The organism is Acinetobacter sp. YH12102 (genome assembly GCF_013419125.1).
Lineage (GTDB): Bacteria > Pseudomonadota > Gammaproteobacteria > Pseudomonadales > Moraxellaceae > Acinetobacter > Acinetobacter pseudolwoffii.
The window spans coordinates 71,213-88,984 of the sequence record NZ_VPAS01000006.1 but is presented as its reverse complement, the minus strand read 5'-3'; the positions used below and the strand labels follow the sequence as shown (position 1 = coordinate 88,984).

16 protein-coding genes, 1 other RNA gene and 1 pseudogene are annotated in these 17,772 nt (G+C 43.3%); 9 read left to right on the top strand and 9 right to left on the bottom strand.

What is annotated here, in order from left to right; genetic code table 11:
• Position 1: 1 nt before the first annotated feature.
• The gene (locus tag FTU42_RS07705) at positions 2–793 is read right to left on the bottom strand and encodes an RnfABCDGE type electron transport complex subunit B (protein WP_159138040.1); all 792 of its coding nucleotides are present in this window, start codon (positions 791–793) and stop codon (positions 2–4) included.
• Positions 794–1,140: 347 nt separating this feature from the next.
• Here FTU42_RS07705 and gdhA point away from each other — a divergent pair, with 347 nt between their 5' ends.
• Positions 1,141–2,484, top strand: a complete 1,344-nt coding sequence (gene gdhA, locus FTU42_RS07700) for an NADP-specific glutamate dehydrogenase (RefSeq protein ID WP_074383062.1) — start codon at positions 1,141–1,143, stop codon at positions 2,482–2,484.
• A 65-nt stretch (positions 2,485–2,549) separates the two neighbouring features.
• Here the strand turns inward: gdhA and FTU42_RS07695 are convergent, their stop codons facing one another.
• The 3 genes from FTU42_RS07695 to rlmH all read right to left on the bottom strand — a co-directional run bounded on the left by FTU42_RS07695 (position 2,550) and on the right by rlmH (position 4,825).
• The gene (locus FTU42_RS07695) at positions 2,550–3,323 is read right to left on the bottom strand and encodes an META and DUF4377 domain-containing protein (RefSeq protein WP_216070815.1); all 774 of its coding nucleotides are present in this window, start codon (positions 3,321–3,323) and stop codon (positions 2,550–2,552) included.
• A gap of 132 nt (positions 3,324–3,455) precedes the next feature.
• A complete protein-coding gene (locus tag FTU42_RS07690) occupies positions 3,456–4,232 on the bottom strand; it encodes a class III extradiol ring-cleavage dioxygenase (RefSeq protein WP_005096339.1) in 777 nt (258 codons plus the stop codon).
• Between the two features lie 110 nt (positions 4,233–4,342).
• Positions 4,343–4,825 carry a 23S rRNA (pseudouridine(1915)-N(3))-methyltransferase RlmH gene (gene rlmH, locus FTU42_RS07685; RefSeq protein WP_005096341.1) on the bottom strand — a complete coding sequence of 161 codons (483 nt, stop codon included), beginning with the start codon at positions 4,823–4,825 and terminating at the stop codon, positions 4,343–4,345.
• Positions 4,826–4,976: 151 nt separating this feature from the next.
• Here rlmH and FTU42_RS07680 point away from each other — a divergent pair, with 151 nt between their 5' ends.
• Complete coding sequence (locus tag FTU42_RS07680) at positions 4,977–5,924, top strand: M28 family peptidase (RefSeq protein WP_159138038.1); 948 nt, start codon at positions 4,977–4,979, stop codon at positions 5,922–5,924.
• Between the two features lie 60 nt (positions 5,925–5,984).
• On the opposite strand, the gene lon is transcribed toward FTU42_RS07680, so the two are convergent.
• Complete coding sequence (gene lon, locus FTU42_RS07675) at positions 5,985–8,411, bottom strand: endopeptidase La (RefSeq protein ID WP_005171885.1); 2,427 nt, start codon at positions 8,409–8,411, stop codon at positions 5,985–5,987.
• A 146-nt stretch (positions 8,412–8,557) separates the two neighbouring features.
• Entirely contained in the window at positions 8,558–9,139 is a 582-nt protein-coding gene (locus tag FTU42_RS07670) for a 5-formyltetrahydrofolate cyclo-ligase (protein WP_005171883.1), read from the bottom strand.
• Positions 9,140–9,558: 419 nt separating this feature from the next.
• On the opposite strand from FTU42_RS07670, the gene FTU42_RS07665 reads away from it, so the two are divergent.
• From FTU42_RS07665 to FTU42_RS07655, 3 genes are all read left to right on the top strand, one after another.
• Positions 9,559–10,041: a VOC family protein gene (locus FTU42_RS07665; protein WP_171509110.1), complete on the top strand. Its 483-nt coding sequence runs from the start codon at positions 9,559–9,561 to the stop codon at positions 10,039–10,041.
• A 499-nt stretch (positions 10,042–10,540) separates the two neighbouring features.
• Positions 10,541–11,818, top strand: coding sequence for a sorbosone dehydrogenase family protein (locus FTU42_RS07660; protein ID WP_252766743.1), 1,278 nt, complete (start codon positions 10,541–10,543; stop codon positions 11,816–11,818).
• A gap of 309 nt (positions 11,819–12,127) precedes the next feature.
• Positions 12,128–12,289 (top strand): YqaE/Pmp3 family membrane protein, encoded by a 162-nt coding sequence (locus FTU42_RS07655; RefSeq protein WP_005096350.1) that lies wholly within the window; start codon positions 12,128–12,130, stop codon positions 12,287–12,289.
• A gap of 189 nt (positions 12,290–12,478) precedes the next feature.
• On the opposite strand, the gene ssrS is transcribed toward FTU42_RS07655, so the two are convergent.
• From ssrS to FTU42_RS07640, 3 genes are all read right to left on the bottom strand, one after another.
• A non-coding RNA gene (ssrS, locus tag FTU42_RS07650) (6S RNA) lies at positions 12,479–12,659 on the bottom strand.
• 97 nt (positions 12,660–12,756) lie between these two features.
• Positions 12,757–13,044 carry a cell division protein ZapA gene (locus FTU42_RS07645; RefSeq protein WP_004279505.1) on the bottom strand — a complete coding sequence of 96 codons (288 nt, stop codon included), beginning with the start codon at positions 13,042–13,044 and terminating at the stop codon, positions 12,757–12,759.
• A complete protein-coding gene (locus FTU42_RS07640) occupies positions 13,041–13,598 on the bottom strand; it encodes a hypothetical protein (RefSeq protein WP_005096351.1) in 558 nt (185 codons plus the stop codon). Before FTU42_RS07640 ends, FTU42_RS07645 begins: the two co-directional genes overlap by 4 nt.
• A gap of 64 nt (positions 13,599–13,662) precedes the next feature.
• On the opposite strand from FTU42_RS07640, the gene FTU42_RS07635 reads away from it, so the two are divergent.
• The 4 genes and pseudogenes from FTU42_RS07635 to yddG all read left to right on the top strand — a co-directional run bounded on the left by FTU42_RS07635 (position 13,663) and on the right by yddG (position 17,673).
• Positions 13,663–14,295 (top strand): UPF0149 family protein, encoded by a 633-nt coding sequence (locus tag FTU42_RS07635; RefSeq protein WP_159138035.1) that lies wholly within the window; start codon positions 13,663–13,665, stop codon positions 14,293–14,295.
• A 128-nt stretch (positions 14,296–14,423) separates the two neighbouring features.
• Positions 14,424–15,758: a Xaa-Pro aminopeptidase gene (gene pepP / locus FTU42_RS07630; protein ID WP_005096353.1), complete on the top strand. Its 1,335-nt coding sequence runs from the start codon at positions 14,424–14,426 to the stop codon at positions 15,756–15,758.
• Positions 15,759–16,020: 262 nt separating this feature from the next.
• The gene (locus tag FTU42_RS07625) at positions 16,021–16,290 is read left to right on the top strand and encodes a DUF378 domain-containing protein (RefSeq protein WP_159138069.1); all 270 of its coding nucleotides are present in this window, start codon (positions 16,021–16,023) and stop codon (positions 16,288–16,290) included.
• Between the two features lie 478 nt (positions 16,291–16,768).
• Positions 16,769–17,673, top strand: a pseudogene (gene yddG / locus FTU42_RS07620) (aromatic amino acid DMT transporter YddG).
• The last annotated feature ends 99 nt before the right edge of the window (positions 17,674–17,772 follow it).

Here is a 17,772-nt window from a genome sequence, read left to right as displayed (position 1 = left end):
TCTATCCCTGTAAAGCCTGTAATTGCTGTGTCAGTTCTTCCAGTTGGGTGCGTTTTCGGGCATCTTCACGAACCGAAAGCTGTTTTTCCAGTTTTTTAATTTGGGTACGTAGTTTTGCCAGTTCAATCGTGGTCTTGGAATCGAAAGCTACAGGTGCATTCTCTGGCTTGCTCGCGACTTCAATCACAGGAAGTTGCTCATTTAAAGCAGAGAAACGGGCAAACAGGGCAGTATCAATTTCTGCACGGACCACAGGTCCCTTACGATCGGTACGCCGTTTTTCTTCACGCTGGATGTGCGCATAGTAACGCTGACGCAGATCATCCTGTTCCGCAAGACGCTGTGCTTCAGTCGGCAAAGGCTGTGGGTCTTCGACCAGATCGATACAGTCAACCGGACACGGTGGAATGCACAGTTCGCAGCCAGTACACAGATCGGTCAGAATTGTATGCATCAGTTTGCCGGCGCCAATAATCGCATCGACCGGGCAGGCGCTAATACATTTGGTACAGCCTATACATTCATCTTCACGAATTACGGCTTTGATGCGCTGCGGGCGACCGTCGGCTTGAATGGGCCAGACACTTTCTTCTGCCACAAGTTCAGGACGATTTAATAATGCAGCCAAAGCATCGGCAACAGGCTGTCCGCCTGGCACACATTTATTGGCATTTTCACCCTCAGCAATCGACTGGGCATAAGGTAAACATCCGTCACGATGACCACAGAGTCCACATTGGGTTTGAGGGAGTAAAGCATCAATCGATTGGACCAGAGAAATTGGCGAATTCATGAATAACCAGAGCTGCTCATGCTGAGCTTTGCAGTAAGTGAAACAAAATATGTCGAGTTATGCATTTTAACATATTTTTAAACTCCTAAGTCGTGCGCAATTAAGGGTCAAGTTATGCCTTATTATTAAGCATAAATCTGAATCTAAGCCTTGATTCAATTGGCATTTCCTGACATAGAAAAAATATTCATAATCAATATAAATATTTGTTATCAAATTAATTTTAAAGTATTTTCAAAAAAAGTATTGTAGATTAGTTACAAAAGATATTTAATATTTTGCGCCAAAATTTAACATTGATTGTAAATTTGACCAATTTTGATCCATTTTCTGCTGAGGATTAAGCGTTGAAATACAACACACTTAATGAGTTCCTAGATTACGTAAAATCACGTGATGCACACCAACCAGAATTTCTTCAAGCTGTCGAAGAAGTGATGACCAGTTTGTGGCCATTCATTCAAAAGAATCCACAATACGCAGCACATGGTTTGCTAGAACGTCTAGTTGAGCCAGAACGTGCGATCCAGTTCCGAGTTTCTTGGGTAGATGACCAAGGTCAAACTCAGGTAAACCGTGCGTTCCGCGTACAATACAACTCAGCGATCGGTCCATTTAAAGGTGGTATGCGTTTCCACCCTTCCGTGAATCTTTCAATCCTAAAATTCTTAGGCTTTGAGCAAACATTTAAAAATGCTTTAACCACACTTCCTATGGGTGGTGGTAAAGGCGGTTCTGATTTTGACCCTAAAGGCAAATCAGAAGGCGAAATCATGCGTTTCTGCCAAGCTTTAATGATCGAGCTATATCGTCACCTAGGTGCGAACACAGATATCCCTGCAGGTGATATTGGTGTGGGCGGTCGTGAAGTGGGCTATATGGCCGGCATGATGAAAAAATTAAGTAACGACACTGCATGTGTATTCACCGGTAAAGGTTTAACCTTCGGTGGTTCATTGGCGCGTCCGGAAGCAACGGGTTACGGTACTGTGTATTTCGCTGAGGAAATGCTCAAGTCTCGTGGCGAAAGCTTCAAAGACAAAGTTGTCGCAATTTCAGGTTCTGGTAACGTTGCGCAATATGCTGCTGACAAAGCGTTGTATCTGGGCGCGAAAGTGGTTTCACTTTCTGACTCTGCGGGTACGGTTCACGTCAAAGACGGTTTCACTGAAGCATTGCTTGCTGAAGTGATGGAACTTAAAAACGTAAAACGGGGTCGTATTTCAGAATTTGCCTCTAAACATGGTTTTGAATATCTGGAAGGACAACGTCCTTGGGGTATTCCATGTGATATCGCACTGCCATGCGCGACTCAAAACGAACTGGATGCGGAGGATGCTGAAAAGCTTCTCGCAAATGGCGTGATCTGTGTCGCTGAAGGTGCAAACATGCCTTCAACCTTGGCTGCTGTAGAGAAATTCATTGAAGCGAAAACGCTTTATGCGCCAGGTAAAGCATCAAATGCAGGTGGTGTTGCCACTTCTGGTCTGGAAATGTCGCAAAATGCATTGCGTTTAGGCTGGACCTTTGAGGAAGTTGATGAGCGTTTACATGCGATCATGAAAGAAATTCACCGTAACTGCGTAAAATTCGGTACCAAAGAAGACGGTACTGTGAACTATGTAGACGGTGCCAACATTGCAGGCTTCGTAAAAGTGGCTGATGCAATGCTTGCTCAAGGCGTATTCTAAGTCTGATTGAGTGTCGCTTTAAAAAAACCGAGGCCATAGCCTCGGTTTTTTTATGGATAGATATTTTATAATGAACCTTTCACGGCTTCGCGCTCGACTGCCATGTCATAAATATAAGCATATTTAGATTGATCTGCCGCAGGGTTCTTAATTTCAAAACGTTTTAGCCGAATAATCTGGCGTTCATTCGGTGAATGCTGAAAACCTTCAATCTGGTCATAGAATAATGTCCAGTCCTTATCGACCTGGGTCTTCAGACCGTTTTGATCATATTTAACCTGTTTAACTTGCAAGCAGCTTTGCTGAGCCACACCGGTACATGATTTTGTATCTGGGGAAATTTCCAGAAAAATTGTTTCAGCTTGCCCCTGATATCTGGTTTCCGGAGTCATTTTCCCGGTAAATTCATATTTTTGACCATCGGCAGCGGAAAGCGTTAGGGTCGGCTGGTCAAGGTTCGTGGTATTGAGCGCAAAAGGAATTGCACGTTTTTGTAAAAGCTGGCTGACAAAGTGTTCCTGTTGCATCAGTGCGGTATCGCAGGCCATTTCGGTTCCTATGACTTCGCTGGTGCTGATAATATTATCTTTCACTGACCAGTTTGTACTGAGTCCATTACAGCCCGTCACGGCACTCAGGCGGCCTTGAGCATCGAAACTGAGCACGATTGGCCGTTCCAGCCCGCGATCTAGTTGCCAGTGGTAGGCAGAAAGAAGCTGATTTGCACTTTTTTGTTGTAGGGTAGCCACTGTACGATCTCCAGCCTGCTGGATATCACCCGACTGACAGGCTGCAAAAGTTAAAGGTAATAATGCCAGTACAATAAATTTTAATTTCATGGATTTATAATAAAGAACAAAGAATTGAAATGATAACGGATGCATTTCTAAAAGATATGGATACATATCGCAGATTTTGGTTGCAAAATGTATCCAAATTTAAAAGTTAAAATTTTGAGTTTTCAATCAAGATTAATCGAAGCGGTAGACATCCATGCCGAGAGAACCCATGCTAAAACTGCTATGCACCAGACTAAAGCGGCTTCCGGTCCCCATCGCAAAGAAGATCGGGGCAAAATGCTCCAGTGTTGGATGATTACGCGCCATGTGTGGAATATTGGACCAGTCCAGTATCGCATCATAATCGCTATGGGCCAGTTTATGGACGACAAAATTGCGGAAATCTGATGCCCATACCGGTACATCAGCCGCCGTTCCATCCCAAGACAGTTCACGTAGGTTATGCGTGATACTGCCTGAACCAATCAGCAGGATTTGCTGCTCACGTAGCGGTGCCAGACTTTGACCAATTTTATAGATTTCATCGGCACTCATCGACATGGGCAAGGAAATTTCAACCACTGGAATATCCGCATCCGGATACATATGCAGCAGCGGCATCCATACGCCATGATCACGTGGACGAGTACTATTGGCATGTGCAGCAAAACCGGCATTGGCCAGCAAACCCAAGATCTGCTCGGCCAGTTCAGGATTTCCTGGTGCAGGATAGCGTAATTGATACAGCTCTGGCGGAAAACCACGGAAATCATGCCAGGTCTCTGGTCGAATACCGCTACTGACTTCCAGTGCCTCACTTTCCCAGTGCGCTGACATGATAATAATCGCTTCCGGGCGTGGCAGGTTTTCGCTTAAACGATGCAAGGCAGGACCCACTTGCTCAGGATTCAGCGCCAGCATAGGAGAGCCATGAGAAATAAATAAGCCGGGCAACGTTTGTAAGTTCATAAGTCAAACCACATCTAGAAGATGTCTCAATAATGCATTAAAAATAGCGAAAAAAGCAGGAGGAATTATTCAACAAAACGTTGCATAAACAGAACGCTTCAGCAACGTCATTAACCTGCACGATGGTAGGGATGGTTATGGTTAATGGTCATTGCACGGTACAGTTGTTCAATCAGCATCACCCGAACCATGGGATGGGGAAGTGTGAGCTTAGACAGGGACCAATGCCATGCAGCAGCTTTACGTACTGCTTCCGAATGACCATCTGGCCCGCCAATCGCCAGTACCACATCATTGCCTTCCAGCATCCAGCCTTTCATGGTTTCAGCCAGTTTTTCGGTACTGAACTCACGTCCACCCACTTCTAGCGCAATCAGGATTTCGTTCTGCTTGAGTGCATTTAAAATGCTGTCACCCTCAATATTTCGATATTTCAGGATATCCGCTTCAGAATCGTTTTTGCCGCGCTTGGCCATGGGCAGTTCAATAATCTGGGTCTGTACAAAGGGCTGAATACGTTTGAAATAATCTTCAAAACCAGTCAGCACCCATGCTGGCATTTTTTGACCAATGGTCAGGATACGGATTTTCATACAGACAGATCAATAATTGGATACTTCATTATAACGATCAAACAACACGAAGTTGAGTCAGGAAACAAATTGAAATTGAAATGAAGGATTTAGTGCTGCTTTAATGTCCTGAGTTCAAGTCTCCGCTTGATAAAGGAATGGATAATAATAAATGCGGACTAAGGTCATCATAAAAGGATGTTGTACTTTGCTGCTGTTGGTCACCGGTCTAATCGGCTCAAGTCTCAGTACCGCCAATACCAACACACGCGCTCAAATTTCTCATCTGGAATTGTTTTTCAGCCAGATCATGAGTGTCGATGAATTTCGAAATTACAAGAATGTTAAAGAACTGAACCGAGTGTCTGCATGGATTAAAGGACAGATGCAGCGTTTTGGCATTCCCTGTCAGTTTCAGGTCTATGTAGTTAATAGCCTAAGCTATCGAAATGTCATTTGCCATTTAAATGCTCAGGCCAAAACCAAAATGGTCATGGGCACGCATTATGATGTCTTTAGTGATCGATATGGTGCTGACAATAATGCCTCGGGAGTGGCAGGTTTACTGGAAACCGCAAGATTATTGGCCTTGCAAAAATCCAAGCTCAAACATGAGATCGAATTTGCTTTTTATACCTTGGAAGAGCCGCCTTTTTTCAAGACAGAACATATGGGCAGCTATATTCATGCCAAGTCGCTCAAGAAAAAAAAGCAGAAGCTGAAAGGTGTGGTGATTCTGGATTCAATTGGCTATTTTGATGAAAATCTGGTGCAGACTTATCCGGTGGGGTTGAAATGGATTTATCCAGATCATGGGAACTTTATTGCCGCGATTGGTCATTTGGCCTCGACCGGAATGACCGGAGATTATTGTACTGCCATGCAAAGTCTTAACCGTCTGGAATGTCAACGTTTTATTAGTCCAACTTTTGCTCAGGATATGAATTTTTCTGGTTATCTGAATTATGCCAAATTCAATTATTCGACCATGTTAATTACCGATACGGCGCATTATCGTAACCCTTATTATAATACTGAGCTGGACACCTTGGATAAACTGGATCTGAAAAAGATGACCTATGTGATTGATGGGCTGGTAGCGATGGCCTTGCAACCTTAATCAATTTCTTTACACAATAAAAAACCCTGCCGGAGCAGGGTTTTGGCAAATCAGCTCATCTTAATGACGGGCTGCTTTCGCTTCTTCTTTGGTTTTTACAATCGGGGCTTTCACCAAGGCTTTTGGCAAAGAGATGAGGGCCAGCGGTAAAATCTCATCAATCGATTTCACGGCTTTAATCTCTAAACCATCTTTTACATTTTCAGGAATTTCCGCCAAATCACGTACGTTTTCCTGTGGAATGAAGACCAGCTTGATGCCACCACGATGGGCTGCAAGAAGTTTCTCTTTCAAACCGCCAATACGTAATGCACGACCACCCAGACTGGTTTCACCTGTCATCGCGATATCCGGACGAATCGGAATCCCGGTAAATGCAGATACCAATGCAGTGGTCAATGCCAAACCTGCGGATGGACCATCTTTCGGTGTCGCACCTTCCGGTAAATGCACGTGCACATCGGTTTCTTCAAAGCGGGACGCTTCGATGCCAAGCTCATCTGCACGGGTACGCACCACAGTCATGGCAGCGGTAATCGATTCTTTCATGACATCGCCAAGAGAACCGGTGGTAATGAACTTGCCTTTACCTGGAACGGCTGCAACCTCAATGGTCAGCAATTCGCCACCCACCGAAGTCCAGGCCAGACCATTGACACGGCCGATTTGTGCTTCTTCTTCCGCCATACCATAGTCAAATTTATGTGCGCCCAAGTAATCTGGAAGATTGCCTGCTGTCACTTCAATTTGAAGGTTTTTGGCTTTTTTGCTCACCGCTTCTTTGACCACTTTACGTGCAATTTTGGATACTTCACGCTCAAGGCTACGTACACCGGCTTCACGGGTATAACGGCGCACGATGTCACGAATCGCTTCTTCATGCACAGTTAACTCTTTAGCACGCAGGCCATTATTTTTAATGGCTTTTGGTACCAGATAACGATCTGCAATATTGACTTTTTCTTCTTCGGTATAACCCGGAAGACGAATCACTTCCATACGATCCAGCAAGGCTTCAGGAATGTTCATGCTGTTTGCGGTACAGATAAACATTACTTCAGACAGATCCAGATCTAGATCCAGGTAGTGATCACTGAACTTGTTGTTCTGTGATGGATCGAGGACTTCGAGCATCGCAGACGCCGGATCACCACGGTAATCTTGCGCCATCTTGTCGATTTCATCGAGCAAGAACAACGGGTTTTTCACCCCAACTTTAGTCAATGACTGCACGATTTTACCTGGCATCGCACCGATATAGGTACGACGATGACCACGAATCTCGGCTTCGTCACGTACACCACCCAGCGCCATACGTACAAATTCACGACCAGTTGCTTTGGCAATCGACTCACCCAGTGAGGTTTTACCAACACCCGGAGGGCCGACTAAACACAGAATCGGGCCACGCAATTTTTTCACACGTGACTGAACCGCAAGATATTCCACAATACGATCTTTGACATCGTCCAGACCATAGTGGTCTGCATCCAGAATTTCCTGTGCTTTGTTCAGGTTAATGCTGACTTTGCTGGCTTTATTCCACGGTGTATCCAGAATCACTTCCAGATAGTTGCGTACCACAGCAGCTTCACTTGAAGCAGGCTGCATCGCTTTTAATTTACGGAATTCAGCTTCTGCTTTTTTACGTACATGCTCAGGCAAATCAGCTTCAGCAAGACGTTTTTCAATTTCAGCGACATCATCTTCCGCGCCGCCGTTCATATCAGAAAGCTCGCGCTGAATGACTTTCATTTTTTCATTCAGGAAGTATTCGCGCTGGTTCTTTTCCATCTGACGTTTAACAGAGTCATGCAGGGTTTGCTCAATCTGCTGTTCTTCAGATTGTTGCAATAGATAAGTCATCAGCTCAGTTAAATGCGCTTCGAATTCATCATGTTCCAGGAATTTTTGTTTGACATCAATATTCAATGGAACACGGGTCGCCACGAAGAACAATAACTGTAACAGGTCTTCAATTTTGTTGGCTGCGGTGATCAGTTCACGCGCATTACGTAGCTTCGCTTCTGCATATTGAGCAAAAAGCGCACGTAATTCTTGCAAGCGCACGGCTTGAGTGTCTTCATCCACCGTAACGGTCATTGGGCTGAGTTCATGTTCTGCTGTCAGATACTCATTTTCGTCAATGATGGTTTTCAGTTTGGCACGGTGCAGGCCTTCAATCAGGACTTTGATACAGTTTTCATCATTTTCGTGATTCACAACTTGCACAATCTTCGCGACAGTACCGTATTGATATAAATTGTCGTGATCAATTTCTTCTGTAAGCGAATCTTTTTGCGCAACTACAAATACTAGATTGTCACTGTTACGAGCCACATCAACTGCATTGATCGATTTTTCACGACCGACAAACAGCGCAATTTGCATATGCGGATAAACCACCACATCACGCAGCGCCAAAAGGGGTAGTACACTTGGAACCTGAGGCTCTAAGGTTTCTTGATTCATAATAATTTCAGACATGAGCACTCCTAATGAGTGACAACGGTGTTGCCATGTTTTAATAGTGATGGGTAATTTAAAAAATACAAGGGGCGTTAAGATTAAATTGTATGAAAAATGACTAATTATGTGATTTTAAAGTAGTTCACAACAGGGAAATTGAGAAATTAGCGTTTGAAAGCTAAAAAAACTGTCGGGGTAATAAGAGCATCCAAGGGTTGGTCCCATTTTTCCCGTTTTAAGGACTGGCTAAGCAGTTGAAAGTCATGCGCCAGTCCCAGACGGAATGGAAGCCCGGGCGCAGAAGCCAGGGTTCGATCATAAAAACCGCCACCCATCCCAATGCGTGTCCCTGAATGATCACAGGCCAGCAGCGGCATGATCAATAAATCCAGCTTAGAAACATGAGTACCACGTGTCGTCATGGGCTCCCGCATTCCCAGCCGATGATAGGCAAAGCGCTTGTTGCGATATTGATGCTGGCTGATTCGGATCCAGACTAGCTGTTGATTCATGTCGCAAATCGCAGGCAGATAGACCTGTTTGCCCAGTTTAAAGCAGCGTTCAATAATGGTGTGGGTATGAATCTCACCAAAAGCATGCAGATAAATGCCGATGTGCTTGGCATGAATAAATTGCGGGCTACGTATAAGGCGATTTAAAACTTTTTGTGCAGCTTGCCTTTGCTCAAATTTAGAAAGATGACGACGTGTTTTACGCAGGTATCTTCTTAATTCTTGAATGGTCATAGGGCAAAAGCAGATCTGAAAAAAGTGTGCTCTAGTCTAAGTGGGAATTCGGGAAAAGTAAAAAATAATTGTGATCTTGATTCTCATATGACGAGGTAGCAACTTGGTTAAGTTCAGCAAATTTCATAATGAATCTCATCTCTAAAAACTTGATTAAAATTGGTCAATTAAAGGCATTGAATTATTGGCTGCTTAAAATGTCATAATTTTTTTATTTTCTGTGAAGCATGCGTTTTTAAGTCATCATTTTGATGATCATGAAACAGATTTTGATTAATAAAGGTACAAATCTAAAATCGATTTTTTGTGTTTTTGAGTGAATTATAAAGAAGGGATCAGATCTCTGATTAACCCGATAGATGTAACACATTGTGCCTAGGCAGAGCGCGTAAGACCTAAATCAATGGAGATTAAACATGATGAATATTGCGAAGAACACCATCTGCCTCTGGTATGATAACGAGGCTGAAGCTGCTGCACGATTTTATGCCGAGACATTTCCTGACTCCTCAATTGGCGCGATCAACCTTGCACCCGGAGACTATCCTTCTGGAAAAGAAGGCGATGTCATCACCGTTGACTTTAGGGTGCTGGGTATTAGCTGCATTGGACTAAATGGTGGCCCGGCATTCCAGCATAACGAAGCATTCTCATTTCAGGTGGCAACTGAAGATCAGGAAGAAACCGACCGATACTGGAATGCAATTGTTGGCAATGGCGGTCAGGAAGGCGAGTGTGGCTGGTGTAAAGACAAGTGGGGCATTTCCTGGCAGATTACACCAATTGTGCTTATTCAGGCAGTGACCAGTTCTGACCGTGCCGCCGCCAAACGCGCCTTTGATGCAATGATGACCATGAAGAAAATTGATATCTCCGCGATTGAAGCGGCATTTCGTGGTTGAGAGCCACGGATCTTATCTTTCATTCCAGTGGATCTGGCTGTGTAGCACAATCTTACCCAGCTGTTTGGAGGACTTCCCTTAATTGTTTTTTGAAGTATTTCAGACGAATATCCGACTCTCTTATTCATAGATTCTCTAGGTTTAGGATCATTCAGGTCTAATCTGCACGTAGAAGCTCATCAAAAGATGGGCTTTTCTTTTGAACAGTATCTGAAACCTTAAAACAGAGCTTTGCTTGGATGAACTACAACAATCCCTGAATCGAATGGCTGATCAGAATTCTTTTAGCTCTTGTGCATCATGCTGCTACGACAAAAAAACAAATCTACTTCAAAATTGATAACCAATTCATAACCAGAAAAAACATCAAGCCACTAGTGGCATCTCCAATTGTTTTTTAAAGTAATTCGATGACGATAAAAAATAACAAGAGATAAAAATGCCTATTCAGCCGGTTCACTTTTTTTTGCCTAGTGCAGGCTTGGCACTTCTGCTGGCGATGACGGCTTGTACTATGCCATCCAAGTCGCCAATTGCTGACAGTTATGGTTCCCAGCCACAGTTATCCAAACCAAAATCCAGCTTGCTGCCTACAGTCAATATTGCACCTGCCAAAGGTTGGCCTGAGGGTAAAATGCCCACTCCCGCTACAGGTTTAAAAGTTCAGGCATTTGCCAAAGGGTTGCAGCATCCGCGCTGGATCTATGTATTGCCAAATGGTGATGTGCTGGTGGCCGAAACCGATGCACCACCCAAGCCTGATGATAGCAAAGGAATTAAAGGCAAAATCATGAAATGGGTAATGCAGCGAGCCGGCTCATCGCATCCGAGTGCTAACCGCATTAGTCTGCTTCGTGACAGTAATGGTGATGGAGTCGCTGAACAAAAAACTGTATTTTTACAGAATCTCAACTCTCCATTTGGCATGGTACTGGTCGGCAATATGTTGTATGTGGCCAATACTGATGCCCTGATGCGCTTTCCTTATCAAGCAGGTGCTACTCAAATTACTGCAACCGGCACCAAAGTACTGGATTTACCGGCGGGTCGTTTAAACCATCACTGGACCAAAAATGTCATTGCCAATCCTACGGGCAGCAAACTCTATATTACGGTAGGTTCCAACAGTAACGTAGCTGAAAATGGCTTGGATCAAGAAGAAGGTCGGGCACTGATCATGGAATTTGACCTGGCCAATACTCAAGCACGACCTTTTGCAACCGGACTTCGTAATCCGAATGGTATGGACTGGCAACCACAGAGTGGCAAACTCTGGACGGTAGTCAATGAGCGTGATGAGCTCGGCAATGATCTGGTTCCAGATTATCTCACCTCGGTTAAAGACGGTGCTTTTTATGGCTGGCCCTATAGTTATTATGGCCAACATGTAGATACACGGGTCAAGCCGCAAAACCCTGCACGGGTGGCACGGGCAATTCCACCAGACTATGCTTTGGGTAATCATACAGCATCATTGGGCTTAAGTTTTTATACAGCAGATCTAATGCCTCATTATCGAAATGGTGCACTGATTGGCCAGCATGGCTCATGGAACCGCAAACCGCATAGTGGCTATAAAGTGATTTTTGTTCCCTTTCAAAATGGCCAGCCTTTCGGTCAGCCTCAAGATGTCTTAACCGGATTTTTAAGCGAGCAGGGCAAAGCATTTGGGCGCCCTGTTGGTGTAACCGTAGATTCTGCAGGCGCTATTTTAGTGGCTGATGATGTCGGTGACGTGATTTGGCGGGTATCACCCTTGAATACGGCTGCCAAGTAGCAATCAGTTTTCACCTAAACAGCCCAAAGATGAGGGGTTTCAGTCGAGTGAAAAGCTGCTGGGCAGCGCGAGTGAAAGCAAGGTCTTTTTCATAAAAACGTCAAGACGATAACTGAAAATATAAGTTCGCCAAGCTGATTTAAAATAATTTTTAAGCTGCATTTAAGCTAACTGAATTAGGCTTTTGAGATGTTTTTTAGAATGATACAGCATGCATATTTTTTTTGATAATACTAAAAAGAGCGAACACAGAGTCCAGTAAAAACTGGATATTAAAATTGCAAACACGAACACAAGAGGGTATTTAAAATGAAGTTGATGATTGCCTTTATTTTCCCCTGGTCCTTATTTATGACCATTCACAAACCGGTTGAAGCAACAATATGTCTCATGCTGCAGATTTCAATTTTAGGCTGGATTCCTGCCGCAATCTGGGCCATGTTTATTTTAGATCGAGATCAAATAACTTGAAAATTCAATGTGTATTTAAAAGAAAGTTAAAGCGATTTTCTTGTTAAGCATTTTATAGGCCTACCAGATAATGGTATGAATAAAATGAACTTTGAGAAATGACCGAGATAAATACTGAAATATAAAACTGAGAGAAAGTTTAGAAAGGATTTTAAGAGAATTATAAGTATATTTTAAGCAAAAAATTAAAGTACTCCGAAGATGCCGCTGCATGTCGTTACCCTGAACCCGATGAGTTCAAGGTGGACGCGACGCATACTTGCTGGGTTTCCTGCACGAAGGCAGGCATACACTCTAAATATGCAGAACGCATCCGGAGATATAAGTATCGGCAGGGATATAGACCCGCTGGCGAACACCTCAGAGATAAGTTAATTATAAACGATAATGTCGGTGTGGCAACTCTATGCTGTTCATGAACTGTAAACAGTTCAGCCAAATGGCCGAAGTTTAAACAGAATATGAGATTATTCTGTTAGTTCCTCAACTTCTTCTAAAATGGTTTGTAACAAACGCTCGCAATGCGCATATTGTTGCAGTGATCTGTTCATGTTCAAGACTTCCTGCATCAGCTCAAGTGCCACCATGATAATCAGCTTGCTGGGTTCCATGCGTGGTGCTTTACGACGAAATTCATCGTATTTATCATTCAATAACTGTGCCGCGCGCTCTAATTCTTCCTGCTTGTCAGGAGTAGAGGCCAAACGGAAACTATGCCCCAATACTCTGAGATCAATTGCAATTTGTTCACTCATGATGAGGCTTCCTCAGTTACTTCAGTCGGATGGGCCAGTTGTTGGATTTCTTGTGCATGATGATCCTGCGCAGTGCCGAGAATTGCCAGACGTTGAATAATCGCCTCAACTTTGGCTTTGGCATTTTCATTTTTCTGGGTTAAACGCTCAGATTCCTGATTGAGGCGCTGAATTTCCTGTTGGGCTTGACGCTGTTCGATCAGCATCTTTTCCTTCAAAACCCGCAGTTCATTTCGTTCAGCCAGAATTTCCTGAAAACGGTTTTTCAGATCGGTACAGCTTTTTTCCAGACGGCCATAACGGTCTGCCAGTGCAGTTGCATCATTATTGAGCAGTTGAAACTGGGCACGAGAATCTGTCAGCTGTTCGGTCAGGTGTTCATTTTCTTGTTGTTTTTGCGCAATCACGCTGTTCTTTTGTTCAATTTGCTGTTGATGTTGCACCATGGAAGAGTCTTGCTCTTCGCGCAAACTGGAATTCTCACTTTCAAGCCGTGCGAGTCGCGTTTTTAACACGCCAATCTGCACTTGTAGACGCTGTAATTCTTCTAACATATCGAGGTCGCACAGTGTTGCAAACAGAGGTAATATATAAGCAGTATAGAGATTGGATAAACGAATGCAAGACGATATTTCAGGTTGGACCGAATGGCACCGCAATTTTTCTTCAATTGAGGAAATTTCTAGCCCGAGTGAACTGCATGGTTTGCTGACCGGGATTGTTTGTGTCACCCAGGCACCGAGCAGTGAAGAATGGTTACAGATTTTAGAAACACTGGATGTGCCTGAACTGGATGCCGAAGCATTAGAACTGTTGACTGGCGAAGCTGAAGATGTTTTCCATGCATTGTCTGAAGATGAACTGGATTATTTACCTTTGCTTCCAGATGATGAGCATGTGCTCTCAGAACGTGTGCAGGCATTGGCGGACTGGTGCGCAGGCGTGGTGTTAGGTTTTGGTCTGGCTTCTGGTCATATTCGTCAGGACGAAGTAGAACTGATTGAACATTTACAAGATGTAGCCGCGGTTGAGTTTGAAGAATCAGACGATGATGCCGAAGGTGAAGAAAGCTATCAGGAATTGTATGAATTTGTGCGCCTGATTCCAGTGAGCCTGTCTTTGGGACGTAAGAAAGTGGAGGTTGAGGAAACGCCACTCTTGCAGCAATTGACACAAAAAGTGCAGCCTCAGGTTTCTGCTACAGAGGCGCAAAGCGTGGTCGAAATTTTCTCGCCTAAACGTCCAAGCTAACTAAATAGTTAGCTATGTCATCACACTGCTTGAAATCAGGCATATATTTTGCTGTTTCATTAGAATATATGTTCTGTTTTCAAGAGAATATTTCAATAAAAGCATGAATTGACAAGAAGTAAGGTGTAATGAAGAAATTAACACAAGCTGATTTTCAGGAACGTCGCAGTATTCTCGCAGGGGAAATTGGTTTACGCAGTATTGCGATTATCGCGACCAGTCCGGTGGCGATGCGTAACCGTGATGCAGATTATAAATACCGTGCAGACAGTAGTTTCTTCTATTTAACCGGATTTTCAGAACCTGAAGCTGTGGCTGTGATTGAAACCTTTGACACTGAAGAAGAAGGCTATAGCTATAGTTTATTCTGCCGGGAACGTAACCGGGAAATGGAAATCTGGAATGGCTATCGTGCAGGGATTGATGGGGCGATGCAGGATTATGATGCAGATGAAGCCTATCCGATTGATCTGCTAGATGAAGGAATTCTGGAAAAATTACAAAATAAAGACCAGTTATTTTATCGCATTGGCCACAACGCGGATTTTGATGCACGTGTAGCGAAATGGATTGCGACTGCAAGTGGTGAAAGCCGGCGTGGTACGTCTGCACCTGCTCAAGTGATTCAGCTGGATCGTATTATTGACGAAATGCGTCTGCATAAAGATGACAATGAAATTGAACTGATGCAAATTGCTTCAGATATTTCGGCAGATGCACATACTCAAGCGATGCGAGCAGTACGTCCGGGCATGATGGAATATGCACTCGAAGCCGAGCTGAATTATATTTTCGGCAAGAATGGCGGTGTTCCGGCCTATAACAGTATTGTCGGTGGCGGTGAAAATGCCTGCATCCTGCACTACGTAGAAAATGATAAAGCGCTGAAAGATGGTGATTTGGTGTTGATTGATGCCGCGGCTGAATATCAGCTTTATGCTTCAGATATTACCCGTACCTTTCCAGTGAATGGTAAATTCAGTCCGGAACAGAAAGCCTTGTATAACGTGGTACTGGATGCCCAAATCGCTGCGATCAATGCCGTGCAAATTGGCAACTCCTATAAAGAACCGCACAATGTTGCTGTGCGCATCCTGGTGCAAGGTCTGCTTGATCTTGGCTTGATGCAAGGTGATATCGACGACATTATAGAAAAAGAAGCTTTCCGCCAGTTCTACATGCATGGCACGGGTCACTGGCTTGGTATGGATGTGCATGATGTTGGCGCGTATAAGGTCGATGGTGAATGGCGTCCGTATGAAGAAGGCATGGTGGTCACCGTTGAGCCGGGTGTATATATTGCACCTGATGATGAAACTGTGGATGCAAAATGGCGTGGCATTGGCATCCGGATTGAAGATGATGTCGTGGCCACTGCAAATGGCCCGTTGGTGTTAACCGCGAAAGTCGTGAAAACGGTAGAAGACATTGAAGCATTAATGGCGAAAGCACAGGCTGCTTAATTTTAGAGACATGAAAAGCCGATCCTTAGATCGGCTTTTTTTATGACTGCTCTAATAGATTTGAAGCCAGATCTTTTGAGAGATTGCGCAACGATAGTAAAAAAGATTTCAATTACATTTATCACGAACAAGTCAAATAAAACTCACCCAGTTAAAATTTGCAGCTTAAAAATTGACAGGAATTCAACACAGAAAATCGGTTTTTAGCATCAAAGCTACATATTAAATGCGCTTTGCTTCTCATACTTTCTCTGATCCTTAAATAAACTTAAAGAACAGCAGGAGAAGACTTACGAGACTAAATACGATTGACTGGATTGCTTACGCTTTAACAATTATTGGTGGCATCAATTGGGGTTTAATTGGTGCATTCGACTTTAATTTGGTTGCTGCAATCTTTGGTGATATGACTGCGCTTTCTCGAATTGTTTATGTACTGGTTGGTTTGTCGGCATTGTACCTGATCTATACCGGTACGAAATTAGGAAAAACAGTGCATCACACTGAGCCGCATAGCCGAGTGGTGCGTTAATATGCCAACGATTAATCTATATGACTTACATCCCTACAAGGTTGATTTTAAATAATTAAAATTCGGCTTGAGTGGATGGAATAGTTATCAATAAAACGGAGCTGAGGCTCCGTTTTTATTATGGTGATTTGAGCTAGATGACTGGCTGACAGAGACGGCATTTTGGGTGTTTGGATAGCCATAAAATAGCGGAGTTATGAGGAAAAAACGTCCATAAACAAATGATTTTTTTACCTCCAAGCTGTAGATCTTAGTTCTCCTTAAAAGCTAAGCGACGATTTAAAAAAATAAATGTTGTGCCAATTTTAGTCATACAAAACTATAAATTTAGCTGAAAGTTACAGTTCTTATCTAAAATTTAAGTCTGCATTATTTACTATCATTCTGATTCATTGCATGATCTGAATGAGTCGAAAAATTAATCTTTAAAACTACAAAAGCATATATCTGAATATCTTTGATTCTGAGTAAATAGCCCATGCTCTTAAACGCTCTACCGGTATTTAATCGAAATGTCGCGACTTTAATTGGTCTTTCTGCGGTCATCTTCTGGAGTACGAATGTTGGCTTAATTCGTAGTGTCAGTGAGAGTTTTGGAGCGGTCGCAGGTGCTGCCCTGATTTACAGTGTGGCATCCATTATTTTATTTTTTACCATCGGTCTACCCAAGCTTTCTACTATTCCAAAGCCTTATTTATGGTGGGGAGTCTTTTATTTGTTGCTTATGAATTATGTTTTGCCCTTTCTATTGGTTATGCTCAAAATAGTCGGCAAGCCATTGAAGTAGGGATGATTAATTATCTATGGCCGACTTTTACCTTATTATTTGCAATCATTTTTAACAACGTTAAAGCCAATCTCTTAATTCTTCCTGGTTGCCTATTGGCCTTGGTTGGAATTTGTTGGGTTTTAGGCGGAGATACCGGCTTTGATCTCTTACAAATATGGAGCAATTTGAAAGCTAATCCTCTTAGTTATGGTTTAGCTTTTGCTGCAGCGGTTTTGTGGGCTGCATATTGTTCCGTGACCGTAAAAACTTCTCAAGGTAAAAACTTGGTCACGATATTCTTTGCCCTTGCTGCGGTTGTGCTCTGGATCAAATATTTCCTGATGAATGGAGCAGCGCTTAATTTTACTTATGATAATACCGTCACTTTGATTATGGCAGCCGGAGCTTTAGGTTTGGGATATGGTGCCTGGAATATTGGAATTATTTCTGGAAACATGACATTAATGGCGGGTGCTTCCTATTTTACTCCGGTGTTATCTGCTTTATTTGCAGCATTATTGCTGAGTACGTCTTTGTCTTTTGGTTTTTGGCAGGGTGTGGCAATGGTTACGGCTGGAGCAATTCTGTGCTGGTTGGCCACCCGGAAACAATAAACATCAGAGGCGAGACACGCTATTTCATTATAAAAAAGAATTTTTTTGAGCTAATATAAAATCCATCATGATTATAAGTATCTATTGACTTAGATACGA

What these genes read in the sequence shown, in the direction of transcription:
- FTU42_RS07705 (WP_159138040.1), bottom strand. Translation starts at nt 793, where the DNA reads ATGAATTCGCCAATTTCTCTGGTCCAATCGATTGATGCTTTACTCCCT.
- FTU42_RS07695 (WP_216070815.1), bottom strand. Translation starts at nt 3,323, where the DNA reads ATGAAATTAAAATTTATTGTACTGGCATTATTACCTTTAACTTTTGCA.
- FTU42_RS07690 (WP_005096339.1), bottom strand. Translation starts at nt 4,232, where the DNA reads ATGAACTTACAAACGTTGCCCGGCTTATTTATTTCTCATGGCTCTCCT.
- rlmH (WP_005096341.1), bottom strand. Translation starts at nt 4,825, where the DNA reads ATGAAAATCCGTATCCTGACCATTGGTCAAAAAATGCCAGCATGGGTG.
- FTU42_RS07680 (WP_159138038.1), top strand. Translation starts at nt 4,977, where the DNA reads ATGCGGACTAAGGTCATCATAAAAGGATGTTGTACTTTGCTGCTGTTG.
- lon (WP_005171885.1), bottom strand. Translation starts at nt 8,411, where the DNA reads ATGTCTGAAATTATTATGAATCAAGAAACCTTAGAGCCTCAGGTTCCA.
- FTU42_RS07670 (WP_005171883.1), bottom strand. Translation starts at nt 9,139, where the DNA reads ATGACCATTCAAGAATTAAGAAGATACCTGCGTAAAACACGTCGTCAT.
- FTU42_RS07665 (WP_171509110.1), top strand. Translation starts at nt 9,559, where the DNA reads ATGAATATTGCGAAGAACACCATCTGCCTCTGGTATGATAACGAGGCT.
- FTU42_RS07660 (WP_252766743.1), top strand. Translation starts at nt 10,541, where the DNA reads ATGACGGCTTGTACTATGCCATCCAAGTCGCCAATTGCTGACAGTTAT.
- FTU42_RS07655 (WP_005096350.1), top strand. Translation starts at nt 12,128, where the DNA reads ATGAAGTTGATGATTGCCTTTATTTTCCCCTGGTCCTTATTTATGACC.
- FTU42_RS07645 (WP_004279505.1), bottom strand. Translation starts at nt 13,044, where the DNA reads ATGAGTGAACAAATTGCAATTGATCTCAGAGTATTGGGGCATAGTTTC.
- FTU42_RS07640 (WP_005096351.1), bottom strand. Translation starts at nt 13,598, where the DNA reads ATGTTAGAAGAATTACAGCGTCTACAAGTGCAGATTGGCGTGTTAAAA.
- FTU42_RS07635 (WP_159138035.1), top strand. Translation starts at nt 13,663, where the DNA reads ATGCAAGACGATATTTCAGGTTGGACCGAATGGCACCGCAATTTTTCT.
- pepP (WP_005096353.1), top strand. Translation starts at nt 14,424, where the DNA reads ATGAAGAAATTAACACAAGCTGATTTTCAGGAACGTCGCAGTATTCTC.